The following is a 22119-nucleotide window of genomic DNA, read 5'->3' on the forward strand; positions in this document are numbered from 1 at the left end:
TTCAGAATCGGCAGAAGGTTACCAAGCCAAAATAGTTCGGGAGCTAGTAAAAGCCCGGATAGCGGGGCTTTAGAGCTTTTCTTCGTATCGGGGGCTGAGCGGATGGTTCTTCCGGAAGCCCGGCAGTCCGATGGCGATCGGTGTGACGCACGAGGCGACGGGATTCAGCTTCCAGCTCATGTTACCCACCCGGTTAAAATTCGTCCCTCGTCCGACCGCGCCGCGCCAGCGATGCCGCGCGGCGCACCCCGCCTCATGAGGAGACACCCCGATGGCAACACCCCGCAGCGCACACGCAGAGGCGCTTCCCGTCACCGCCGGCAGCATTTCCGCCCGGCTCGATCGCCTGCCCGCCACGCGCTCCGTCTGGACGCTCATCGTCCTTTTGAGCCTCGGTTTCTTCTTCGAGCTCTACGATCTGCTGTATTCCGGATACGTCGCGCCGGGTCTCGTCAAAAGCGGCATTCTCACGCCGACGACCAGCGGACTTTTCGGCATGACGGGCGTCGCGAGCTTTATCGCGTCGCTGTTCGCGGGGCTTTTCATCGGCACGATCGCCTGCGGATTTCTCGCCGACCGCTTCGGACGGCGCGCGATCTTCACGTATTCGCTGCTCTGGTACACCGGCGCCAACCTCGTCATGGCGTTCCAGGACACGGCGACCGGCCTGAACATCTGGCGCTTCGTCGCGGGTGTGGGCATCGGGGTGGAACTGGTGACGATCGGCACGTATATCTCCGAACTCGCGCCGAAACACATCCGCGGGCGCGCGTTCGCGTGCGAGCAGGCGGTCGGTTTCATGGCGGTGCCGGTGGTCGCGTTTCTCGCCTATCTGCTCGTGCCGCGCGCGCCCTTCGGCATCGACGGCTGGCGCTGGGTCGTCATCATCGGCGCGCACGGGGCGCTCTTCGTCTGGTGGATTCGCCGCACGCTGCCCGAAAGCCCGCGCTGGCTCGCGCAGAAAGGACGCCTCGACGAAGCCGATCGCGTGATGCGCGCGCTCGAAGAGAAAGTCGCGCGCGAATACGGCAAGCCGCTGCCGCCGCCCGAACCCGCCGTCGAGACAGCGGAGCGGCGCGGCGCGTTCGCCGACATGTGGAAGCCGCCCTACGGCAAGCGCGCCGCGATGATGATCATCTTCAACATATTTCAGACGGTCGGTTTTTACGGCTTCGCCAACTGGGTGCCGACGCTGCTGGTCAAGCAGGGCATCACGGTGACGTCGAGCCTGATGTATTCGAGCATCATTGCGATCGCCGCGCCGGTCGGACCGATCATCGGGCTCGCCATTGCCGACAGGATCGAGCGCAAGACCGCGATCGTCGCGATGGCCGCGCTCAACATCGTCTGCGGGCTGGCCTTCAGCCAGTCGGGCAACCCGGCGTTTCTGATCGCGATGGGCGTCGGCCTCACGCTCTCCGCGAACATCATGTCGTACAGCTATCACGCGTATCAGACCGAACTCTTTCCGACGAGCATCCGCGCGCGCGCCGTCGGTTTCGTGTATTCGTGGAGCCGTTTCTCCGCGATTTTCACGTCGTTCATCATCGCGGGCGTGCTGAAGGGTTTCGGGACGACGGGCGTGTTCGTGTTCATCGCGTCGGCGATGCTGATCGTGATGGCCGCGATCGGTTTCATGGGCCCGCGAACGCGCGATCTCGCGCTGGAGAAAATCTCGCGATAGGCGAAAATGCGCGCATGATGCTGCGAGTCAGCGCCCTGTATGCCAAAATCCGCAGGACCTACCCATTCGGCGGCCAATATTCGAATATGTCCGACACGCTCAACCCGGTGGAAGCAGATCATGCGATGCGCAACTGGACGTACCGGTCGACGGGGAAGATTCCGATCGGTTCGGACCTGCACAAGCGCATGTTCTGCGAGATGTTGCTGACGACGCACAATCCGTACAAGCCGGCCGTCATCGACTGGCCGAAGCTCGATCCCGCGGCGTTGAAGCGCGTGACGTCGCTGCCGATCTGGGATATCGCGGTGCAGACGGAAGGGCGCGCGTCGATCCGCGTCGCGACCTACGCGGGCACCGTCGGCGATCCGCAATTGCGCGAAGCCTTGCGCATGAACGGCGGCGAGGAAGCGCGGCACAAGCTGGTGCTGTCGAAGCTCGTCGAGGCATATGGCATCGAGCTCGCGCCCGAACCGCCGTATCCCGCTCCCGACGATGCATTGCGCGCGTGGATGCTCACGGGTTACAGCGAGTGCATCGACAGTTTTTTCGCGTTCGGCCTATTCGAGGCGGCGCGACAATCGGGTTACTTTCCCGAGGAACTCGTCGAAACCTTCGAGCCGGTGATTCAGGAAGAGGCGCGGCACATCCTGTTTTTCGCGAACTGGGTCGCGTGGTATCGGCGGAGTCTGCCTTGGTATCGCAAGCCGTGGTTCCTGATCAAGACCGCGAGCGTGTGGATTTCGCTGATTCGCGACCGCATCTCGCTCGCGCGCGGCTTCGACAAGAGCGGCGCGGCGCAGGATGCGAACTTTCCGGCGAATGTCGGCGATTCGGTCGCGGGCGATGTATCGGTTCGCTCGCTGATCGAACTGTGTCTCGCCGAAAATGATCGCCGCATGGGCGGTTACGACGCGCGCCTGCTGCGTCCGACGACCGTGCCGAAACTCGCGCGGCTCGCGCTGCGCTTCGTCAAGAAGTAGGTTTCTCGCGCGCGGCGCTCGCTTCGAAGCGCCGCGACGCTTCCTCGACGTCCTGCCGGAACTGCGCGAGCGCCGCCAGCTGCGCGTTCGGCGGCTGCAGCGCCGCCCACAATACTTCCACCAATTCGTTCGCCGTCGTCTCGATCTGAGTCTGACTCAGGCGGCGCTTCGCGAGCGTCGCGTCCCACAGGACGTGCTCCATCGGCCCGAAAACGAGCGAGCGCAACAGACGCAACGGCATGTCGGCGCGCACGTGGCCGAGCGCCTGGCCGCGCGCGAGCACGTCCATCAGCGGCGCGGTGTAGCGGCGCTGCAGTTCGGTCAGCGTGTCGGAGAGATCGTGCTGCTTCGTGCGGCCTTCGGACAGCACGAGCGCGCACAACCCGGTGCCGTTCATCAGCATCAGCCGCATGTGCGTTCTGACGATGAACGCGAACTGCTGCCGCACGGAGCCGTCGCGCGGGAGGCCGCTCTCGAAGGCATCGATGATTTCGTCGTACCAATCCGCGATGACGCGCGCGCACAACTCGCGCTTGCCGCTGAAATAGCTGAACACCGTCGCTTCCGAAATGCCCGCGCGCTGCGCGATCTCGGCGCTCGTCGCGGCGTCGTAGCCTTTCTCGGCGAAGACGTCGCGCCCCGCCTGCAGGATGTCCTTCACGCGCTGCTGCGATTTGACGCCGGCGGGCGCGCGGCGGCCGGTGGCGGTGGTTTGCGTCGACATTGGCGGGAAACGTGGGGAAATAAATGTGAGCGTAGCTCAAAAATCTATTGACGGCTAGGCGATTTGAGCGTGAAATTGCCCCATTCCGTGGTTTGTGGTCCTGTGTGAGTGAGGCTCATATTTCAGGACGCACCGAAAACATCGCATCTGGAGGAGACGACCCATGAGCAACGTACCCGGCCTGAATTTCGCGTTGGGCGAAGACATCGACATGTTGCGCGACTCGCTCGCCAATTTCGCAGCGAAGGAAATCGCGCCGCGCGCGGGCGAGATCGATCACAGCGATCAGTTCCCGATGGATCTCTGGAAGAAATTCGGCGATCTCGGCGTGCTCGGCATGACGGTCTCCGAGGAATACGGCGGCGCGAACATGGGCTATACGGCGCACATGATCGCGATGGAAGAGATTTCGCGGGCGTCGGCGTCGGTCGGGTTGTCGTACGGCGCGCATTCGAATCTGTGCGTGAACCAGATTCATCGCAATGGCACCGAGGTGCAAAAGCGCAAGTATCTGCCGAAGCTCGTGTCCGGCGAGCATATCGGCGCACTTGCGATGAGCGAGCCGAACGCCGGCTCCGACGTCGTCAGCATGAAGCTGCGCGCCGAGGAAAAGGGCGATCACTACGTGCTCAACGGCACCAAGATGTGGATCACCAACGGGCCGGATTGCGACACGCTCGTCGTGTATGCGAAGACGGACATCGAAGCCGGTCCGCGCGGCATCACGGCGTTCATCGTCGAGAAGGGCATGAAAGGCTTTTCGGTTGCGCAGAAGCTCGACAAGCTCGGCATGCGCGGCTCGCATACCGGCGAACTCGTGTTCGAGAACGTCGAAGTGCCGAAGGAGAACATTCTCGGTCAACTGAACGGCGGCACGAAAGTGCTGATGAGCGGCCTCGACTACGAGCGCGCGGTGCTCGCGGGCGGGCCGACCGGCATCATGCTCGCGTGCATGGACGCGGTCGTGCCGTATATCCACGATCGCAAGCAGTTCGGTCAGGCGATCGGCGAATTCCAGCTCATTCAGGGGAAGGTCGCGGACATGTACTCGACGCTGCAAGCGTGCCGCGCGTATCTTTACGCCGTCGGCCGTCAGCTCGATACGCTCGGCTCGGACCATGTGCGGCAAGTGCGCAAGGACTGCGCGGGCGTCATTCTCTACACCGCCGAAAAAGCGACGTGGATGGCGGGCGAAGCGATTCAGGTGCTCGGGGGCAACGGCTACATCAACGAATATCCGGTCGGCCGTCTGTGGCGCGATGCGAAGCTCTATGAAATCGGCGCGGGCACGAGCGAAATCCGCCGCATGCTGATCGGCCGCGAACTGTTCGCCGAGACGGCTTGAGGCGCGCGTCATGACGATCATCGAATCGAAACTGAATCCGCGCGGCGAGGAATTCCGCACGAACGCGGCGGCGCTCGAAGCGCTCGTCGCGGACCTCAAAGAGAAGATCGCCAAGATCGCGGAAGGCGGCGGCGCGGCCGCGCGCGACAAGCACGTATCGCGCGACAAGCTGCTGCCGCGCGATCGCATCGCGCAACTGCTCGATCCGGGCACGCCGTTTCTCGAACTGTCGCAGCTCGCGGCGTACGGTATGTACAACGATGACGCGCCCGGCGCGGGCATCATCACCGGCATCGGGCGCATTGCGGGGCAGGAGTGCGTCGTCGTGTGCAACGACGCGACGGTCAAGGGCGGCACGTACTATCCCGTCACCGTGAAGAAGCATTTGCGCGCGCAGGAAATAGCGGAGCAGAACCGCCTGCCGTGCGTGTATCTCGTCGATTCGGGCGGCGCGAATCTGCCGAATCAGGACGACGTGTTTCCCGATCGCGATCACTTCGGCCGCATCTTCTACAACCAGGCGAACATGTCGGCGCAAGGCATCGCGCAGATCGCCGTGGTGATGGGCTCGTGCACGGCGGGCGGCGCGTACGTGCCCGCGATGAGCGATGAATCGATCATCGTCAAGAATCAAGGCACGATCTTTCTCGGCGGTCCGCCGTTGGTGAAAGCCGCGACGGGCGAAGAAGTCAGCGCCGAAGATCTCGGCGGCGGCGATGTCCATACGCGTCTGTCCGGCGTCGCCGATCATCTCGCGCAGAACGACGCGCATGCGCTCGGCATCGCGCGCAGCATCGTCGGCAATCTGAATCGCGTGAAGACGCCGACGCTCGCATTGAAAGAACCGCTGCCGCCGCGCTATGACCCGCAAAGCGTCTACGGCGTGATTCCCGTCGATACGCGCAAGCCTTTCGACGTGCGTGAAGTGATCGCGCGCATCGTCGACGATTCCGCTTTCGACGAATTCAAGGCGCGCTACGGCACGACGCTCGTCTGCGGTTTCGCGCATATCTGGGGGCATCCGGTCGGCATCGTCGCGAACAATGGCATTCTCTTCAGCGAATCCGCCTTGAAGGGCGCGCATTTCATCGAACTGTGCGCGCAACGCAAGATTCCGCTCGTGTTCCTGCAGAACATCACGGGCTTCATGGTCGGCCGCAAGTACGAGAACGAAGGCATCGCGCGCAACGGCGCCAAGATGGTGACGGCGGTCGCGACCGCCAAGGTGCCGAAGTTCACGGTGATCATCGGCGGCTCGTTCGGCGCGGGCAATTACGGCATGTGCGGCCGCGCGTATTCGCCGCGCTTTCTGTGGATGTGGCCGAACGCGCGCATCTCGGTGATGGGCGGCGAGCAGGCCGCGTCCGTGCTCGCGACGGTGCGGCGCGACGGCATCGAGAAGAAGGGCGGCACGTGGTCGAAGGAGGACGAGGAAGCGTTCAAGGCGCCGATCCGCGATCAATACGAAGTGCAAGGGCATCCGTATTACGCGAGCGCGCGTCTGTGGGACGATGGCGTGATCGATCCCGCGCAGACCCGCGACGTTCTGGGCCTCGGATTGGCCGCGACGATGAACGCACCTATCGAAGAAACACGCTTCGGCGTGTTCCGCATGTGACCTCGGGATGTAACGCCATGTTCAACAAAATACTCATAGCGAACCGCGGCGAGATCGCATGCCGCGTCGCGGCGACGGCGAAGCGCCTGAACGTCGGCAGCGTCGCGGTGTATTCGGACGCCGATGCCAAAGCGAAACACGTCGATGTCTGCGATGAAGCGGTGCATGTCGGCGGATCGGCGGCGTCGGAGAGTTATCTGCGCATCGAGCGCATCGTCGATGCAGCGAAGAAAACCGGCGCGCAAGCAATTCATCCGGGCTACGGATTTCTTTCGGAAAACGAAGCATTCGCGAACGCGTGCGAAAAAGCCGGACTCGTGTTCATCGGACCGCCCGTCGAGGCGATCAGCGCGATGGGTTCGAAAGCCGCCGCGAAAGCGCTGATGCAATCCGCATCGGTGCCGCTCGTGCCCGGCTATCACGGCGACGATCAGGATCCGTCGCTGCTTCAGCGCGAAGCGGATCGCATCGGTTATCCGGTGCTGCTGAAAGCGAGCGCGGGCGGCGGCGGCAAGGGCATGCGCGTCGTCGAGAGAAGCGAGGATTTCGCGGCGGCGCTCGCGTCGTGCAAGCGCGAGGCGGCGTCGAGCTTCGGCAACGATCGCGTGTTGATCGAGAAGTATCTGCTGCGTCCCCGTCACGTCGAAGTGCAGGTTTTCGCGGACAAGCACGGCAACGCGGTCTATCTATTCGATCGCGATTGCTCCGTGCAGCGGCGCCATCAGAAAGTATTGGAAGAAGCGCCCGCGCCCGGCCTCAACGACGAAACCCGTCGCGCGATGGGCGAAGCTGCGGTCGCGGCGGCGCGCGCCGTGAATTACGTCGGCGCGGGCACGGTCGAATTCATCATGACGCAGGACGGCCAGTTCTACTTCATGGAGATGAACACGCGCCTGCAGGTCGAGCATCCGGTGACAGAGATGGTTACGGGCCTCGATCTCGTCGAGTGGCAACTGCGCGTGGCGGCGGGCGAGCCGCTGCCGTTGAAGCAAAACGAGCTGAAGGTGCATGGCCACGCGATCGAGGCGCGCATCTATGCGGAGAATCCGTCGCGCGGCTTTCTGCCGTCGACGGGCACGCTCAAGCACGTGCGCATGCCGCACGCGGTTGAGTTTTCGATCGATGGCGACGTGCGCGTCGATAGCGGCGTGCGTCAGGGCGATGCCATCACGCCGTTCTACGATCCGATGATCGCGAAGCTGATCGTGCATGGGCGCGACCGTCGCGACGCGCTCGCCCGCATGGCGCGCGCGCTGGCGGAATGCGAGATCGTCGGCTTGTCGACGAACGTCGAGTTCCTGCAGCGCATCGTGAAGAGCGAGCCGTTCGCGTCGGCTGATCTCGATACGGGCCTGATCGAGCGTCATCACGATGCGCTCTTCGCGCCGACGCACGTCTCGCGCAAGAAGGGGCTCGCGCTCGCATGCGCCGCGCTGCTCACGCGCGAGGGCGGCGAGGCGCACGGACATTCGCCGTGGGATGCGCTGTCGCACTGGCGCATGGCGGGCGGCTACAGCCAGGATTTGAACTGGCGCGCGCTCGATACCGACGAAACGCTCAAGGTCGTGTTCACGAAGAACGGCGAGAAGCGCCTGCGTCTCGACGATGCCAGCGCGCGCTTCGACTGGTCGCATAGCGGCGAGACATCGTTCGCGGTGCAACTCGACGATGCGCTGATCAAAGGCCATGTCTTCACCGACGGCGACGTCTTCCACGTCTTCCACGAAGGCGCGGCGTTCCAGTTCGAATGGCAGAACCTGATGGCGCACGCGGGCGATGCCGAGCACGAAGGCCGTCTCACCGCGCCGATGCCCGGCAAGGTGATCGCGGTGCTCGTGGAAACGGGCGCATCCGTGACGAAGGGCGCGCCGCTGATGGTGATGGAAGCGATGAAGATGGAGCACACGATCGTGGCTCCGGCGACGGGCAAGATCGGCGAGATTCTGTTCGAGGTCGGCGATCAGGTCGCCGACGGCTCGCAATTGCTCGTGCTGGAAGTCGAGCAGGCCGCTAGCGCTTGACCTTGGCGGGCGCGCCGAGCAGCGTCTCTTCGCTCTCGGCGCGCACGAGAATTTCCACGCGGCGATTCAGTGCGCGCCCTTCACGGGTGTCGTTCGTCGCGATGGGCCGCAGATACGCCATGCCCTTCGTCGTGATCCGTTCGGCGGGCACGCCGCGCGCGATCAACGCCTGCGCGACGGCATCGGCGCGCGCCGCCGACAGTGCGCGGTTATAGGCGAGCGAGCCTTCGTTGTCGGTATGGCCTTCGATCAGCACGGGCCGCATGCTGCGCTTCAACACTTGCGCCGCGCGATCGAGCATCGGCGAATCGCTGCGGCGAAGCGTCGATTCATCGGTATCGAAGAGCGGCGTGTTCGGCAAGCGCATCTCCACGCCTCCCTTGACCGGCAACATCGTGATGCCGTATTGCGCGTTCAACCGGTCTTCCTTCGACCGATTGAGCCCGCTTGAACATCCGGCGAGCAGCGCGAGCGACACACATGCGCCCACCGTTGCGCGCGAAGCCATTGCCTTCATTGCATAGTCCTGCATCGAAATCGAGTCTCGATTATAGGGAGCGCGAAAGGTGCCTTCTGTAAATAACGTTGCCTGACTGCGCGCATCGAGTGGAATGATTCGTGCGTGATTACAATGCTGGCGAGCTTTCATGTTTCGCCGGTCATCGATCTCTCGAACAGAGCCTCATCATCCATGCCGATCCAGCCGCGCAACGACCCGACCCCGGACTCATCCGAGCGCACGCGAAAGATGCAGCGCACCGCTTCCGCCGCGCTCTATGCCGTGCTCGTTCTGGTCGCGCTCTATACGGCGCGTACCTTCATTCCGGCGGTCGTCTGGGCGAGCGTGATCGCGATTGCGCTGTGGCCGGCTTTCGGCTGGCTCGAACGCCGGCCCATGTTCAGACGGCATCACAACGTGCTTGCTGTCGGGCTGACCGCGGCCATCGGCCTGCTTTTCGTCGTGCCGTTTTTCATCGTCGCGGCGCAGACGGTGAGCGAAGCGCGCGACATGCTCCACTGGTTCCACGAAGTGCTGCGCACCGGCCTTCCGATGCCCGCGTTCATCGAGCATCTGCCGATGGGTTCGCAACAAGTCGCGCGCTGGTGGCAGGAGAATCTCGCGACGCCGCTCGAAGCATCGCCCGCAGTGAAGAACCTGCATAGCGCGACGGTCGTCGCGATGACGCGGCACTTCGGCGGGCGCGTCGTGCATGGTTTCGTCATCTTCGGCTTCATGCTGATGACGCTCTTCTTCGTGTTTCTCGCGGGTTCGAAGCTCGGCGAGCAACTGCTCGCGGGTTCGCGCCGCGCGTTCGGCCCGGATGGCGCCGCGATCGTTCGCCGGATGGCCGAATCGGTGCGCAGCACGGTCGTGGGGCTCGTGGTCGTCGGCTTGGGGGAGGGCGCGCTGCTCGGCGTCGCCTATGCGGTGACGGGCGTGCCGCATGCGACGCTGCTGGGCATGCTGACGGCCGTCGCGGCGATGCTGCCGTTCTGCGCGCCGATCGTCTTTCTCGGCTCGGCGCTATGGCTGCTCGCGCAAGGCTCGACCATCGCGGCGGCGTGCGTCGCCGTGTTCGGGCTGATCGTGGTGTTCGTGGCGGAGCACTTCGTGCGGCCGGTGCTGATCGGCGGATCGGCGCGGCTGCCGTTTCTGCTCGTGCTGTTCGGCATTCTCGGCGGCGCGGAGACGTTCGGGCTGATCGGCCTTTTCATCGGCCCGGCGCTGATGACGATTCTCGTCGTGCTGTGGACGGATTACGTCGACAACCGCAGTTAGCGCTTCAGCGCTTACTGCGGTGTCGCGAGGCAGCGCGACTGCATCCGTTCACCCGCGTTCCTGCACGCATACCCACGGCGACAGCACCACCGCCCACAATTGCGGATCGCGCGCGGCGACATCGGCGGCGGTCTCGGCCTGCATGCGTTCGACGAGTCCCGCCGAAAGCCATTGCGTGACCTGCTGCTTGTCGTCGTTGGCGATGGCTTCCGCGACGCTTACGAGATCGAGATCGCCCTTCACCCAGATGAGCTTGCCTTGCGCGAAAAAGCGCTCAAGCTCGGACCAGCCGATCTGGGCGGTTTCGGCGAGAAGCTTGACGTAGAGCGGGCTGGGCGTGGGAGCGTCGGACATGGAAAGAGTGCGGAGAAAAACGAAAGGCGTCCGACACTATAGCGCAGTGCCGGACGCCCTCGTTTCGAACGACTGCTGCGAGAAACTTTACAGATCGAAGAAAACCGTCTCGTTCGGGCCGCGCAGATGGATGTCGAAGCGATAGATCGTGCCCGACGAACCCGGCTTGGCCGACGCGCCCGCTTCGCGCTTCGCGACCAGCGTATGACGGCGCTCCGCCGGCACGCTCTGCAGCACGGTGTCCTTCGCGTTGGCTTCGGTTTCGTCCTCGAAGTAGATGCGCGTGTAGGTGTGCAGCAGCATGCCGCGCATCAGCACGATGACATCGAGGTGCGGCGCGGAATCGTCGGCGGTTGCGCCCGGCTTCACCGTATCGAAGATGAAGCGCAGCTTCGGATCCGTGCCCGTGCCGCAGCGCGCGAAACCGCGAAAGCCAGACTCGCGCGCTTCCTGCGCGCTCTGCACGTAGCGGCCGTTCGCATCGGCCTGGGCGATTTCGATGAGCGCGTCGTTGACGGGCTTGCCTTCCGCGTCGAACACGTTGCCGACGACGGCGATATGCTCGCCCGGCACTTCACGATCCGCCGCCGATGCGGTGAAGAGGCTCTTCAGATCGAAGTTGTACTGCTCGGGAACGAGGCCGTAAGCGAAGTACGGTCCGACGGTCTGCGAAGGGGTCTGTTTCAGCGTGGTCATGTTCGGTTACTCCGTCGGCGTTTGGTCCGGGCCGCGCAGCACGATGTCGAATTCGTAGCCGAGCGCGTAGTTTTCCTGCGTCGTGTCGATCGAAAAGGCCGAAACCAGACGCTTGCGAGCGTGCTCGGGAATGCCTTGGTAGATCGGATCGAGATCGAGCAGCGGATCGCCGGGGAAATACATCTGCGTGACGAGGCGCGAGCCGAAATATTCGCCGAAGAGCGAGAAGTGGATGTGCTGCGGACGCCACGCGTTCGGGTGGTTGCCCCACGGATACGCGCCCGGCTTGATCGTCATGAAGCGATAGCGGCCTTCGTCGTCGGTCAGGCAGCGGCCCGCGCCGAGGAAGTTCGGATCGAGCGGCGCATCGTGCTGGTCCGCCTTGTGCACGTAGCGGCCGGCGGCGTTCGCCTGCCACACTTCCACGAGCGTGTTGCGCACCGGACGGCCGCCTTCGTCGAGCACACGGCCCGTCACGATGATCCGCTCGCCGAGCGGTTCGCCGTTTTTCGCGGCGTTACGGGTGAGGTCGTTGTCGAGCACGCCCAAGTCTTCAGCACCGTAGACCGGCACGCGGCGGTTGCGCAGATTTTCCTTCAGCGGAATGAGCGGCAAACCGGGGCTGCGCAGGACCGACGACCGGTAACCCGGCGACAGATACGCGGGATGGGATTCCCAGTCACGCGGTGTGAGGATGGGGGAGGTCATGTCGACTGTCTCCTGTATTTGTGGAAGTTGAATAGGATGTTTCTGACGGCTACTTTATAGAACGACACAAGTTATGGAAAATGATGTTTCGTGCCATCTTGCATAACGGATCGTCATGGATACCGATTTCACCAACACCCGCGTCAAGTTCCGGCATCTCCAGTGTTTTCTGGCCGTCACGCAACTCGGCAGCGTGCAGCGCGCCGCCGATAGTCTGTCGATCACGCAGCCCGCCGTTTCCAAAACGATCGGCGAGCTCGAATCCATTCTAGGCGTGCGGCTGTTCGAGCGTGGGCGGCGCGGCGCGGTGCCTACGCGCGAGGGCCGGCTCTTCGCGCCGCACGCGAGCGCGTGCGTGGCGTCGCTGCGCGAGGGCGTCGACATGCTTCTGCGGGAACGTGGCGACGTGCCGGGATCCATTTCGATAGGCGTTCTGCCGACGGTCGCGCCGGTGCTGCTTTCGCCCGCGCTGACATCGTTCCGGCAGCAGTGGCCGGCGGTGTCGCTGTCCGTCTGGACCGATTCCAACGCGCTCTTGCTGGAAAAGCTGAAGGCGGGCGACGTCGATCTCGTCGTCGGACGCTTGTCCGAGCCGGAAGCGATGCACGGGCTGTCCTTCGAGCAGATTTATCGCGAGCCGCTCGCGGTGGTCGTGCGGCGCGAGCATCCGCTGACGCTCGAAACGCCGCTCACGCCCGCGCTGCTCGCGCGGTTCGTGATCGTCGTGCCGCCTTTCGGCACGCTGATCCGTCAATCGGCGGAAAGCGTGCTGACCGCGTTCGGCGCGCACGCGCTGACGGCGCTCGTCGAAACGTTGTCGGTGTCGCTTGGGCGCGCGCTCGCGATGAACAACGACGCCGTGTGGTTCGTGCCGGCCGGCGCGGTCGAGCAGGACATCGGCCTCGGACTGCTCGCCGCGCTGCCGATGCCCTTCGCGGGCACCGACGAGCCCATCGGCCTGATCCGCCGCAACGACGCCGCGCGCACGCCGGTGGAAGAGGCGCTCGTCGACGCACTGCGCGACGCCGGCCGCTCGCGCGCCGGGAGCAAATGACCGCCGACGCCGGGCGGCGCGCAAGTTGCTGAAGCAGCATTTACCGCGCAGATTTGGCGCGAAAGAAATACTATGACAAAAAGCTGCAGATAAGCGGTGACGGCAACCATCGGCCTTGGCGGCAGTCACTACCGATGTTGCCGGCAGCCTTTGTCCTGCACCTCCCGCCGCACAAACGCGCCGCACTCGAACAAGTTCGCAAGATGAAGACTGTACTGCTCGTCGACGACGACCCCGCCACCATCGAAGCCTGGACCCTCTCTATGCAAGGCGAGGATTGCAATGTCTTATGCGCGTTCGACGGCAACAAGGCGTTATCGATACTCGGCGAACAGAGCGTGGACATCGTCGTATCGGACTGGATGATGCCGGGCTTGGGCGGCGCGCTGCTCTGCCAGACGATGAAGAACGACGCGTCGCTCGCGCACATTCCTTTCCTGATGATTTCGGGGCATCCGAACCCGCCGGCGTTCGTCAGCTACGACGGCTATTTGCGCAAGCCCGTCGACGTGGGGACGCTGATCGCCGCGGTGAACCGCTTGTGCGCCGCAAAGAAACGTCCGCCGTATTGAGCGCCGTCTAGCGCAACACGGCGAGCGCATCGTCCATTTGCGACTGCGCGAGGCGGTTCAATTCCTGCGGAATCTGGCAGTCGAGCGGCAGGCAGGGCGTGACGATCACGCGGATATGCCCGCCGCGATCCGGCCACCCTTTCGCCGGCCAGACCTTGCCCGCGTCGTGGACGACAGGCACGACCGGCACCTTCGTCGCGCACGCGAGACGCACGCCGCCCGACGCCAGCTTGAGCGGCGCATCGTGCGCGACGCGCGTGCCTTCCGGAAAGATCACGACGGAATCGCCCTTTTTCAGCCGCGCGGCGCATTCGCGCGTCACGGCCGTATGCGCCTGACGGATCGAGCCGCGGTCGAGGCTCACCATGTCGAGCCCGCGCAGCACCCAGCCGAAAAACGGAATGTTCATGAGTTCGTGCTTGAACACGAAGCTGATGCGTCGCGGAAAGAGCGCCATGAACGAAAGCGTTTCCCACGTCGATTCGTGACGCGACAGGATGATGCACGGCCCGTCGGGCAGATGCTCCAGACCTTCGATCGAGCACGTCACGCCGGTGATGACGCGCATCATCACGACCATCGCGCGGCACCAGAGCTTCGCGAGCCGGTAACGTCCGTTGCGGCCGACGAACGGAAAGAGCGGCAGGATCAGAATCGACCAAACGATGCCGCTGCCCAGCAGATAGGTTGCAAAGAGCCACTTGACGAGGGTGCGTCGCATCGGGATTCGTGAATGACTGTGGGATGAACGGCGGGAATCCGCAAGCATAGCGTATCGGGTGAAACGCCCCGGATCGGCGTTTCGCGTCATGCGGCGTCATCGAAGCGATGCAACAATGGACCCCGACGAAACACACAGCAAGGAAACAGCGCAATGGAAAATCAGACGCCGGTGCAGTTCGACGAAGGCATGCTCGACGTGGGCGACGGTCATTCGATCTACTGGCGCGCGCAGGGCCCGCGCGACGCGCCGGTGATGCTCGTCGTGCACGGCGGCCCCGGCGGCGCGATGAACGTCAAATGGGCCGAGGTGCTGGAGCAGGACAAATGGCGCGTCGTGTTCTTCGATCAGCGCGGCTGCGGCAAGTCCACGCCGTTCGGCAAGCTGGAAGCGAACGGCATCGATGCGCTCGTCGGCGATATGGAAAAGCTGCGCGTCGCGTTACAGATCGAGCAATGGGCGATTTTCGGCGGCTCGTGGGGCACGACGCTCGGGCTCGCGTATGGCGTCGCGCATCCCGAGCGCTGCACGGGCTTTCTGCTGCGCGGCATCTTTCTCGCGCGGCGCGAGGACATCGACTGGTTTCTATGGGACGTGCGGCGCGTGTTTCCGGAAGCGCATCGCGCGTTCCTCGATGCCATCGAGGCGGCGTGCGGCCAGCGTCCCGCGAACGGGCAGGACATTTTGCGGATGACCGAAGCGCCGCTCGCGCGCTTCGACGAAGCCGGCACGCGGCTCGCGCGCGCGTGGACGCAGTACGAGACGACGCTTTCCGTCGTCAACAAGCCCGAGAAGGAACCGGCCGAGGAAGAGAAACGTCCGAGCGCGGAAGCGAACGCGGCGGCGATCTCGATGGCGTTGCTCGAACGGCACTACATGGCGAACGAGCTGCCGCCGATCCCGCTCTTGCCGCTCATCGCGCGGATTGCGCATCTGCCTTGCCGGATCGTGCATGGCCGCTTCGACATGGTGTGTCCGGCCGATCAGGCGCTCGACCTCGCGGCTCACTGGCCGGGCGCGGAACTGACCGTCGTGAATGCGGCGGGACACTGGACTTTCGAGCCCGGCAATGTCGCGGCGCTGCGCGCGGGCGCGGCGGCGCTGGCCGATGCGATCGCGCGGACGAAGCGCGCGACCGCCTGAGACGCTGAAGAGTCAGAGAATCGCGGGCGCCGCTTCGCTCAGGCGACGCCAGTCGAGATCGACGCCAATCACGACCGGTTTGGCGTTGCGCTGCGTCGCGATCGTCAGCGTCACACATAGCGACGTGCCCGTCACCGAGAGATACGGCGTGCTCGCGACGACCTGCTGCGGCTTCGCGTGCGCATCGACGAAATACGGACGATTGTCCCAGCGGCCCGTCGACGGATCGGCGATCGGCGCGAACCGCGCGGTCGGCGATCTCGCGGCCGCGCCCGCCAGGCCGGGCATGAACTCGCGGCCGCCCTGATCGAGGAAAAAGCAACTCAGCGTGCACGGCTGCGCGAGCAGGTCGGCGCAAGAGGCTTCGGCCGTCGCGCCCGACGCGAAACGCCGCGCCGCCTGCGTGAGTCCCGCGCGATAGGGCAGCAGAAGCAGATCGCCCGCGAGGCGCTCGGTGCGGCGCATCTGCGCGAGCGTGTCGAACACGTCTTCGAAAAGCGGCGTGACCGCGCCGCGCTCGGCGAGCCGCACCGACGGCATGCCGAGCAGATAGCCCTGGACGAAATCGACGTTCGAGCGCGCCGCCAGCATCAGATCCTTGTGCGTCTCGATGCCTTCGGCGACCACGAACATGCCCGACTCGTGCAGCAGATCGACGAGCTTCGGCAGCAACGCGTCGCGCATGTGAGCGCTTTTCGCCCGCACGAGACTGCGATCGAGCTTGACGATGTCCGGCCGCAGCGTCAGCAGCCGGTCGATGTTGGAATGCCCCGCACCGAAATCGTCGACCGCGACGAGAAAGCCTTGCGCGCGAAAGGAACGCGTCGCGCGCGCGATTTCCGCGACGTCCGTGCCGCCGGATTCGAGCACTTCGATCACCAGTTGCTCGGGCGCGAGACCGGATGCGCGCGTGGCCGCCGCGAGCCGCGCGGCATAGCCGGGATCGGTGAAGGTCGCCGGATTGATGTTGACGAAGAGCCAGTGCGCGGCGGGCAGCATCGGCGCCGCGTTGCGCAGGTGCGTGAGATGGCTCATGCGGTCGAGCTCGGTCAGCTTGCCCGCGACGATCGCGCGCGCGAAGAGATCGAACGGTCCGACTAGCGCGCGGTCTTCGGCTTCGCCGCGCAACAGCGCCTCGTAGCCCACCTCGCGCTGGTGCGGCAGGCTGTAGATCGGTTGCAGATGCGTGCGCAGCGTGATGCCGTCGACGATCTCCGTATGTCCGGTCAGCACGTTCAGGGACGCTGTCGCGGCGGCCGCACGGCGGTGCCCGGAGACGGCATGCGGGAAGCGAGCGCCGGCGGACGAACGCACAAAGGAGCAGTCAGGTCGATGAACGGCACGGCAGTCACGCGTTTCGGTGGGGATGAGCGCAATATCGGCTGGTCGCGTGCAAACTTGAGCGCGATCCGTCCATGCGTCGAGCGGGCTTTGTCGTCTCCGGTTTGCCGCCGACGCCCGCGCGACCTATCTTTGTTGGTGCAATGCTACGATCCGCGTGCAACTTAAGCCGGGCCGTGCCCGTCGAAAGTCGCAACGAACCCCTTGAGAGAGATAGATGGCGCAACAGAAAACCAACCCCAAACTCGAGCAGGCGCTGACGCGCGGCGATCTCGCGATCCGCCAGGCCAACTCGGGCCGCGCCACCGCGGTGCTGCGCGCGCTCGGCAAGATGATCGTCGAGGCGTCGGCGACGATCGGCGTCGAGGCGCACGTCGTCATCCACGACGGCGACAAGATCTACGATCCGGCCGACGGCGTCTGGCCGCAGCAATTGCTCGTGTCGCTCGACGGTCCGGTCGAGGATAACGATCCGGACGAAATCCGCACCATCACGCTGCTCGCCGACACGCCCGCGACGATTTTCCGCTGCGAGTGGCAACGCGCCGACGGCAATATCGGGCGGCAGGAAGGCCGTCCGCTCGCGATGGTCGCGTTCATTACCGACGTGGATATCCCCTGGCTAGACGAAGAGGACTGATTTTTTAATTCGCTTCAGCGCGTTTCATACTGCCGACACGATTATGTCGTGATAGAGCGGGCGTCCTTTCGGAAGGACGCCCGCTTTTTTCGTCCTCCCCGATCGCCTTTCGGCAATCCCAAACTTTGCATTTTTTTGGTTTCGCAGAATCTGCGAAGAAAAATGTAAGCAAACGTTACCGAACCCCTTTTATTAAATGTTTTCCAGCGTTTACGCGATGCTCCGCGACTGTTCGCCGAACGCTATTCTCCTGAATGCCTCTCGCGTCGGCCGGTGGCTGCTTACCCTCGTTCTTTCACCCTCATCGGGCGCGCATATACCTTCCTGGCATATGCATATTTCGGTTTGCGGCTGCGGCCGACGATTGGCTTTTTCGCCGATTAGAAGCTTTCTTCCACTGAATTAGCCCAAAAGTTGCTGAGAAACAGCGGCAAGCACGCACCCCCTTTTTCGACTTCGTGAGAGGCTCGACCCGCCCGTGTAAGGAACCCTCCAATAAACGTCCTCAACACGCGGCACCTTTCCAATCGCCAAGAAAAAATGGGGTTTACAAATGGAACGTCTGAACCTTGCCAACAATGCCGCCGCTAACCAGACCGAATCGGCGGTACGCCCGACTCTCACGGTCGTCCCCGCGCTTCAGAAAACGGAGCGCATGCCGTTTACTATCCGTATCGTCGAAGACGATGGCGGACTTCAGAAAGCCGTGAGCATCAGACGTTCGGCCTACGGGCGGCATCTGCCCGAATTCGCCGAAAAGATGACGATCGAGCCGTCGGACCGCGATCGCGGCACGGCGGTGCTTCTCGCGGAATCGAAACTCGACGGCGCACCGCTCGGGACGATGCGTATTCAGACCAATGCGTACGGCCCGCTCGCCGTCGAACAGTCGGTGCGTCTGCCGGATCATCTGGCGACGAGCCGCCTCGCGGAAGCGACGCGTCTCGGCGTCGCGGGCGGCATGGTGGGGCGGGTGGTGAAAGTGGCGCTGTGCAAGGCGCTCTGGATGTTCTGCGAACTGCACGGGATCGATTACATGGTGATCACGGCGCGCACGCCGCTGGATCGGGAGTATGAGGCGATGCTCTTCAAGGATGTTTTCGGCGTCAACAAATTCCTGCCGATGTCGCATGTCGGCGGGCTGCCGCATCGCGTGCTCGCGAAGGACGTCGCAGCCGCGCGCCAGCGCTGGGAAGAAGCCCGTCATCCGCTCTTCAATTACATGGTGAACACGCATCACCCGGACATCGATTTGCATTCTGTAGATTTATCTTTTGACTGGGAACCGGTACGATGCCCAGACGCTCCGTTGATGGCTTACGGCAGGTAAAAGAAACGGACGATCGTATTTAGGACGGTAATAGCGAATAACCGGACCAAGAGCGGTCCGGTTGGCCAAAAGCGGCGGCGCGCGGGGCTTCGGCCTCCGCCGCTGTCTGCGCCGGCGCATTTCGCGCTGGGCGCAAACGGGGGTTTTTCCAAGAATGGCGTCGGTTATTCCAGCTTCCTTATCGAGATTCAGACGCACGGGCTCGTGGATCGACGACGCGCTGTACGCGGTCGCCGTTTACGCTGTGCCTTTTCTGATTTTGCTCGGTACGATCGCCACGCTCTATTTCCTTCCGCGTCAATACGAAACGCGCGGCGCGGTTCCGCTCCAACTGCGCGTCGTCGCCGATAAAGCCGCGATCATGAATCCCGGCGACGCGCTCGTGGCGCTTCGAGGCGTCACGCCGGTATCGCGCTACAGCACGCGTCTTTCGGAAAAGCCGGTCTGGTTCAGTTTCACCACGCCAAGCATGAGCGCGCATTCATCGACGGTCGTCGAATTGCCGTCGCGTCACGCGCAAACGCTTGCCTGCTGGAACGCGGACACGCTTGCGCCGCTCGGCGAGGCGAGCCGCGAATCCGTCAGCGGCCAGATGCGCGCGGTTAAAGCCGGTTTCTCGATTCACGTCGGGCGATTGAAAGAACCGGAAAACATTCTCTGCCGGGGCACATTTTCCGGACCCGCGCAAATCAACGCATTTACATGGGAATGGCAAGGCCTCCGTAATTCGGCGCTCGATTTTCAGGAAAGCTCCGGATTGATCGCCGGCGGTTTGCTGACGCTCGCGGTATTCGTCTTCGTGACGGCGCTCATCAATCACGAATGGACCTATGTGATTTTCGCGGTATGGCTCGTCGGCAATCTGCGCCTCTGCGCAAATGCGATGGGCTGGGACATGCAATGGCTCGGCCGCGTATTGCCGACCGAATACATTCAGCCATTGCGGCAAATCACCTTCGCGGCCTATTACCTGTTGACGGCCGCGCTGTTTCAACAGCTTTTCCGGCGCGAGTTGCGCGTGGTCGGTTATCGCTGGCTGCTGCGCGTCATTCAGTACGTCGGCATTGTGCTGCTCGCCGCCGCGATCGCGTTGCCGTATGAGCTTTTCATTCCGACGCTCTGGGTCATCGCGGGTTTCGGCATATGCGTGCTGTTGTTCTTCCTCGCGCGGCTCGTGTGGATGGCGCGTTCGCGCACCGTGCTGTGGTATGTCGCGTCGCTCGCGATCGTGCTTTTCTCCACGTTCTCCGAAGTGCTCGGCGCGGCCTTCGGGCTGAAGGTGCTCGTCGGCGGCGTCAATACGGTGATGGCCGCGCTGTCGTCGAGCATGATGGCGGCGTTCGCGATCGCCGAGCAGATGCGCGCGGAACGCGATTTTCGCCGCCAGGCGCAGATGGAACTGCGCAACACCTACGAAGTCACGCCGATCGGCCTCTTCACGCTCGATTCCGACGGTCACTTCGTGCGCGCCAATCCGGCGTTGCGCGCGATGCTCGATCTGCAAAAGGCCGACTACAAGGTGCGGCACTGGAACGACTACTTCGAAGCCGGCGCGTGGGGCGCGCTGCAGGCGCTCGCGTCGAAGGGCAGCGACGGCGAACTCGAAATGGGCGGCTCGCCCGAACGCGGCACCGCCGAGCGCCGCTATCTGTTGAAGGCAATCCGCTCGAACGGCTGGATCGAAGGCTCGCTGCAGGACACGACCGAACGGTCGAAGGCCGTCGAGCGCCTTCGCTTTCTCGCCGAGCACGATTCGCTGACGGGCTCGCTCAACCGGCGCGGCGTCGAGAAGGCGATTGCCGCGCAAAGCGAAGAGACGCTGCCGTGGGCACTGGCCTATGTCGATCTCGACCGCTTCAAGCTCGTCAACGATCTCTTCGGCCATCGCAGCGGCGACGAAGTGCTGCGCCAGGTCGCGGCCCGCACGCGCGCGCACTTCGCGCGCAGTTATCCGGTCGGACGCATCGGCGGCGACGAGTTCGTCTGCGTGATGCACGACACGTCGATCGAAGACGCCATCGCGCAATGCCGCGAACTCATCTCCATTTTGTCGGATGCGCCGTATCAGGTCGGCAATCGCGCGTTTCAGGTGAAGGCGTCGATCGGTCTCGTCGAATGCTCGCAGGGCGTGCGCGTGCAGGACGCGCTCTCACACGCGGATCGCGCGTGCCGGGAAGCGAAAAAGGTCGCGCACACGCATCTCGTCACGTACCGCAAGGGCGCGGCGGCGTTCGAGGAGCGCGCGGAGGAACTGAAGCTCGTCGAGACGCTCGGGCGCAATCGCCTGCCGCCGGGACTTTTCCTCGTGATGCAGCCGATCATGTCGCTCACCAAGCCGACCGAATCGCTCAACTTCGAAGTGCTGCTGCGCATGCGCGCGCCCGATGGCGCAACGCTGCCTGCAGGCAAGGTGATCGTCGCGGCGGAGGAATCGGGCAACATTGCGGCGATCGATCGCTGGGTCATCTCGACGCTGCTGGACTGGATCGAAGCGCATCGGCATCAGCTCGGCAACACGCAGTTCATTTGCGTGAATCTTTCAGGCGGTTCGCTGAACGACGAGCAGTTCATGGAGGACATCTTCGCGCTCTTCGCGCGGCATCAGTCGATCGTGCATTACCTGTGCCTCGAAATCACGGAAAGCGTCGCGCTGCACGATCTGGAGAACACGCAGCGTTTCATCGCGCGCGTGCACGACATGGGCGGCAAGATCGCGCTCGACGACTTCGGCGCCGGCTACACGTCGTTCAAATATCTGAAGGCGCTGTCCGCCGATGCGCTCAAGATCGACGGCGAATTCGTGCGCTCGATGTGCGCGCATCCGGCCGATATCGCCATTGTCGAGGCGATCGTCGCGCTGGCGCGCAATCTCGGCATGCGCAGCGTCGCGGAGTGGGTCGAGGACATCGATACCTTGCGCGCGCTGCAGGAGATCGGCGTGGACTATGTGCAGGGTTTCCTCGTCGCGCGCCCGCAGGACAGCTCGGCGATTCTCGCGGCGAGCTCGGCTGCGAGCTTCGTCAAGGATCCGGAAGTCATCGGTTTCGTCGAAAGCCTGTCGGAGCCGGTGCAGGCGACCGTCTTCGACTACGAATGGCACGCGCGCGCCTCGGGCACGCACTGAGCGGCGCGCGTCAAGCCGTCTTCATCTCGTTCAAAATCTTCGCCGCCGCGATGGGAATGCGCGTGTCTTCCCATTGCGCGAGCCATTGAATCTCCTTGCGCGTGAAATAGCCGGGATGGTTGCGCAGCGCGAACTGCAAAGAATCGACGATGTGATCGCGAATGATTTGCGGCGCGTTTTCGTCGTTGACGATCGCGTGAAGGGCTTCCAGGGTGCTCATGTTTTCGATAAGACGAGGTTGATCGGCGATGACGCTCTCCCGAACATAACCGACTAAAAAT

At 63.7% G+C, this 22119-nt stretch carries 20 protein-coding genes; 12 read left to right on the top strand and 8 right to left on the bottom strand.

The genetic code is table 11. The features are described 5' to 3' along the window. The first annotated feature begins 271 nt into the window (after nucleotides 1–271). Nucleotides 272–1684, top strand: coding sequence for an MFS transporter (locus LDZ23_RS16320; RefSeq protein ID WP_034471865.1), 1413 nt, complete (start codon nucleotides 272–274; stop codon nucleotides 1682–1684). 86 nt (nucleotides 1685–1770) lie between these two features. Further along, nucleotides 1771–2667, top strand: a complete 897-nt coding sequence (locus LDZ23_RS16325; protein ID WP_008353775.1) for a ferritin-like domain-containing protein — start codon at nucleotides 1771–1773, stop codon at nucleotides 2665–2667. Here the strand turns inward: LDZ23_RS16325 and LDZ23_RS16330 are convergent. Beyond that, on the bottom strand, nucleotides 2657–3391 hold the full coding sequence (locus LDZ23_RS16330; RefSeq protein WP_008353774.1) for a TetR/AcrR family transcriptional regulator: 735 nt from the start codon (nucleotides 3389–3391) through the stop codon (nucleotides 2657–2659). The genes LDZ23_RS16325 and LDZ23_RS16330 overlap by 11 nt on opposite strands. A 163-nt stretch (nucleotides 3392–3554) precedes the next feature. On the opposite strand from LDZ23_RS16330, the gene LDZ23_RS16335 reads away from it, so the two are divergent. Genes LDZ23_RS16335 through LDZ23_RS16345 form a run of 3 tightly spaced genes read left to right on the top strand, consistent with a single transcriptional unit; the run spans nucleotide 3555 to nucleotide 8375 of the window. Further along, nucleotides 3555–4736, top strand: coding sequence for an isovaleryl-CoA dehydrogenase (locus LDZ23_RS16335; RefSeq protein ID WP_008353773.1), 1182 nt, complete (start codon nucleotides 3555–3557; stop codon nucleotides 4734–4736). A gap of 10 nt (nucleotides 4737–4746) precedes the next feature. Further along, the gene (locus LDZ23_RS16340; RefSeq protein ID WP_008353771.1) at nucleotides 4747–6354 is read left to right on the top strand and encodes a carboxyl transferase domain-containing protein; all 1608 of its coding nucleotides are present in this window, start codon (nucleotides 4747–4749) and stop codon (nucleotides 6352–6354) included. A 17-nt stretch (nucleotides 6355–6371) separates the two neighbouring features. Then, a complete protein-coding gene (locus tag LDZ23_RS16345; protein WP_008353769.1) occupies nucleotides 6372–8375 on the top strand; it encodes an acetyl/propionyl/methylcrotonyl-CoA carboxylase subunit alpha in 2004 nt (667 codons plus the stop codon). Here the strand turns inward: LDZ23_RS16345 and LDZ23_RS16350 are convergent. Beyond that, complete coding sequence (locus LDZ23_RS16350; protein WP_167561848.1) at nucleotides 8365–8892, bottom strand: OmpA family protein; 528 nt, start codon at nucleotides 8890–8892, stop codon at nucleotides 8365–8367. The two genes, LDZ23_RS16345 and LDZ23_RS16350, sit on opposite strands and share 11 nt — an antisense overlap. Nucleotides 8893–9066: 174 nt before the next feature. Between LDZ23_RS16350 and LDZ23_RS16355 the strand changes: the two genes are divergently transcribed. Then, complete coding sequence (locus LDZ23_RS16355) at nucleotides 9067–10155, top strand: AI-2E family transporter (RefSeq protein WP_033536337.1); 1089 nt, start codon at nucleotides 9067–9069, stop codon at nucleotides 10153–10155. A 48-nt stretch (nucleotides 10156–10203) separates the two neighbouring features. Here the strand turns inward: LDZ23_RS16355 and LDZ23_RS16360 are convergent, their stop codons facing one another. The 3 genes from LDZ23_RS16360 to pcaH all read right to left on the bottom strand — a co-directional run bounded on the left by LDZ23_RS16360 (nucleotide 10204) and on the right by pcaH (nucleotide 11913). Then, the gene (locus LDZ23_RS16360) at nucleotides 10204–10509 is read right to left on the bottom strand and encodes a DUF2288 domain-containing protein (RefSeq protein ID WP_008353766.1); all 306 of its coding nucleotides are present in this window, start codon (nucleotides 10507–10509) and stop codon (nucleotides 10204–10206) included. A gap of 87 nt (nucleotides 10510–10596) precedes the next feature. Continuing rightward, nucleotides 10597–11205, bottom strand: coding sequence for a protocatechuate 3,4-dioxygenase subunit alpha (pcaG, locus tag LDZ23_RS16365; RefSeq protein ID WP_008353765.1), 609 nt, complete (start codon nucleotides 11203–11205; stop codon nucleotides 10597–10599). A gap of 6 nt (nucleotides 11206–11211) precedes the next feature. Continuing rightward, complete coding sequence (gene pcaH, locus LDZ23_RS16370) at nucleotides 11212–11913, bottom strand: protocatechuate 3,4-dioxygenase subunit beta (RefSeq protein WP_033536333.1); 702 nt, start codon at nucleotides 11911–11913, stop codon at nucleotides 11212–11214. A gap of 115 nt (nucleotides 11914–12028) precedes the next feature. Here pcaH and pcaQ point away from each other — a divergent pair, with 115 nt between their 5' ends. Together pcaQ and LDZ23_RS16380 are read left to right on the top strand one after the other, a co-directional pair. Then, nucleotides 12029–12967 (top strand): pca operon transcription factor PcaQ, encoded by a 939-nt coding sequence (gene pcaQ / locus LDZ23_RS16375; protein ID WP_034471860.1) that lies wholly within the window; start codon nucleotides 12029–12031, stop codon nucleotides 12965–12967. Nucleotides 12968–13020: 53 nt separating this feature from the next. Continuing rightward, on the top strand, nucleotides 13021–13539 hold the full coding sequence (locus LDZ23_RS16380; protein WP_235366236.1) for a response regulator transcription factor: 519 nt from the start codon (nucleotides 13021–13023) through the stop codon (nucleotides 13537–13539). A gap of 7 nt (nucleotides 13540–13546) precedes the next feature. Here LDZ23_RS16380 and LDZ23_RS16385 read toward each other — a convergent pair whose 3' ends face one another. Further along, complete coding sequence (locus LDZ23_RS16385) at nucleotides 13547–14260, bottom strand: lysophospholipid acyltransferase family protein (RefSeq protein ID WP_008353761.1); 714 nt, start codon at nucleotides 14258–14260, stop codon at nucleotides 13547–13549. 153 nt (nucleotides 14261–14413) lie between these two features. Between LDZ23_RS16385 and pip the strand changes: the two genes are divergently transcribed. Next, entirely contained in the window at nucleotides 14414–15403 is a 990-nt protein-coding gene (gene pip / locus LDZ23_RS16390; protein WP_008353760.1) for a prolyl aminopeptidase, read from the top strand. 12 nt (nucleotides 15404–15415) lie between these two features. Here the strand turns inward: pip and LDZ23_RS16395 are convergent, their stop codons facing one another. Continuing rightward, complete coding sequence (locus tag LDZ23_RS16395; protein WP_144403698.1) at nucleotides 15416–16636, bottom strand: EAL domain-containing protein; 1221 nt, start codon at nucleotides 16634–16636, stop codon at nucleotides 15416–15418. Nucleotides 16637–16961: 325 nt separating this feature from the next. Between LDZ23_RS16395 and LDZ23_RS16400 the strand changes: the two genes are divergently transcribed. The 3 genes from LDZ23_RS16400 to LDZ23_RS16410 all read left to right on the top strand — a co-directional run bounded on the left by LDZ23_RS16400 (nucleotide 16962) and on the right by LDZ23_RS16410 (nucleotide 21838). Beyond that, on the top strand, nucleotides 16962–17384 hold the full coding sequence (locus LDZ23_RS16400) for a hypothetical protein (RefSeq protein WP_008353757.1): 423 nt from the start codon (nucleotides 16962–16964) through the stop codon (nucleotides 17382–17384). A 553-nt stretch (nucleotides 17385–17937) separates the two neighbouring features. After that, the gene (locus tag LDZ23_RS16405) at nucleotides 17938–18714 is read left to right on the top strand and encodes an N-acyl amino acid synthase FeeM domain-containing protein (protein ID WP_008353756.1); all 777 of its coding nucleotides are present in this window, start codon (nucleotides 17938–17940) and stop codon (nucleotides 18712–18714) included. Nucleotides 18715–18868: 154 nt separating this feature from the next. Continuing rightward, nucleotides 18869–21838 (top strand): putative bifunctional diguanylate cyclase/phosphodiesterase, encoded by a 2970-nt coding sequence (locus LDZ23_RS16410; RefSeq protein WP_008353755.1) that lies wholly within the window; start codon nucleotides 18869–18871, stop codon nucleotides 21836–21838. Nucleotides 21839–21848: 10 nt separating this feature from the next. Here LDZ23_RS16410 and LDZ23_RS16415 read toward each other — a convergent pair whose 3' ends face one another. Beyond that, nucleotides 21849–22058: a hypothetical protein gene (locus LDZ23_RS16415; RefSeq protein ID WP_008353754.1), complete on the bottom strand. Its 210-nt coding sequence runs from the start codon at nucleotides 22056–22058 to the stop codon at nucleotides 21849–21851. Nucleotides 22059–22119 lie beyond the last annotated feature (61 nt).

The sequence above is a fragment of the Caballeronia zhejiangensis genome (assembly GCF_022879815.1).
Taxonomy (GTDB): Bacteria; Pseudomonadota; Gammaproteobacteria; order Burkholderiales; family Burkholderiaceae; genus Caballeronia; species Caballeronia zhejiangensis.

Coding starts and splice junctions, on each gene's coding strand:
- LDZ23_RS16320 (WP_034471865.1), top strand. CDS start 272: ATGGCAACACCCCGCAGCGCACACGCAGAGGCGCTTCCCGTCACCGCC.
- LDZ23_RS16325 (WP_008353775.1), top strand. CDS start 1,771: ATGTCCGACACGCTCAACCCGGTGGAAGCAGATCATGCGATGCGCAAC.
- LDZ23_RS16330 (WP_008353774.1), bottom strand. CDS start 3,391: ATGTCGACGCAAACCACCGCCACCGGCCGCCGCGCGCCCGCCGGCGTC.
- LDZ23_RS16335 (WP_008353773.1), top strand. CDS start 3,555: ATGAGCAACGTACCCGGCCTGAATTTCGCGTTGGGCGAAGACATCGAC.
- LDZ23_RS16340 (WP_008353771.1), top strand. CDS start 4,747: ATGACGATCATCGAATCGAAACTGAATCCGCGCGGCGAGGAATTCCGC.
- LDZ23_RS16345 (WP_008353769.1), top strand. CDS start 6,372: ATGTTCAACAAAATACTCATAGCGAACCGCGGCGAGATCGCATGCCGC.
- LDZ23_RS16350 (WP_167561848.1), bottom strand. CDS start 8,892: ATGAAGGCAATGGCTTCGCGCGCAACGGTGGGCGCATGTGTGTCGCTC.
- LDZ23_RS16355 (WP_033536337.1), top strand. CDS start 9,067: ATGCCGATCCAGCCGCGCAACGACCCGACCCCGGACTCATCCGAGCGC.
- LDZ23_RS16360 (WP_008353766.1), bottom strand. CDS start 10,509: ATGTCCGACGCTCCCACGCCCAGCCCGCTCTACGTCAAGCTTCTCGCC.
- pcaG (WP_008353765.1), bottom strand. CDS start 11,205: ATGACCACGCTGAAACAGACCCCTTCGCAGACCGTCGGACCGTACTTC.
- pcaH (WP_033536333.1), bottom strand. CDS start 11,913: ATGACCTCCCCCATCCTCACACCGCGTGACTGGGAATCCCATCCCGCG.
- pcaQ (WP_034471860.1), top strand. CDS start 12,029: ATGGATACCGATTTCACCAACACCCGCGTCAAGTTCCGGCATCTCCAG.
- LDZ23_RS16385 (WP_008353761.1), bottom strand. CDS start 14,260: ATGCGACGCACCCTCGTCAAGTGGCTCTTTGCAACCTATCTGCTGGGC.
- pip (WP_008353760.1), top strand. CDS start 14,414: ATGGAAAATCAGACGCCGGTGCAGTTCGACGAAGGCATGCTCGACGTG.
- LDZ23_RS16400 (WP_008353757.1), top strand. CDS start 16,962: ATGGCGCAACAGAAAACCAACCCCAAACTCGAGCAGGCGCTGACGCGC.
- LDZ23_RS16405 (WP_008353756.1), top strand. CDS start 17,938: ATGGAACGTCTGAACCTTGCCAACAATGCCGCCGCTAACCAGACCGAA.
- LDZ23_RS16410 (WP_008353755.1), top strand. CDS start 18,869: ATGGCGTCGGTTATTCCAGCTTCCTTATCGAGATTCAGACGCACGGGC.
- LDZ23_RS16415 (WP_008353754.1), bottom strand. CDS start 22,058: ATGAGCACCCTGGAAGCCCTTCACGCGATCGTCAACGACGAAAACGCG.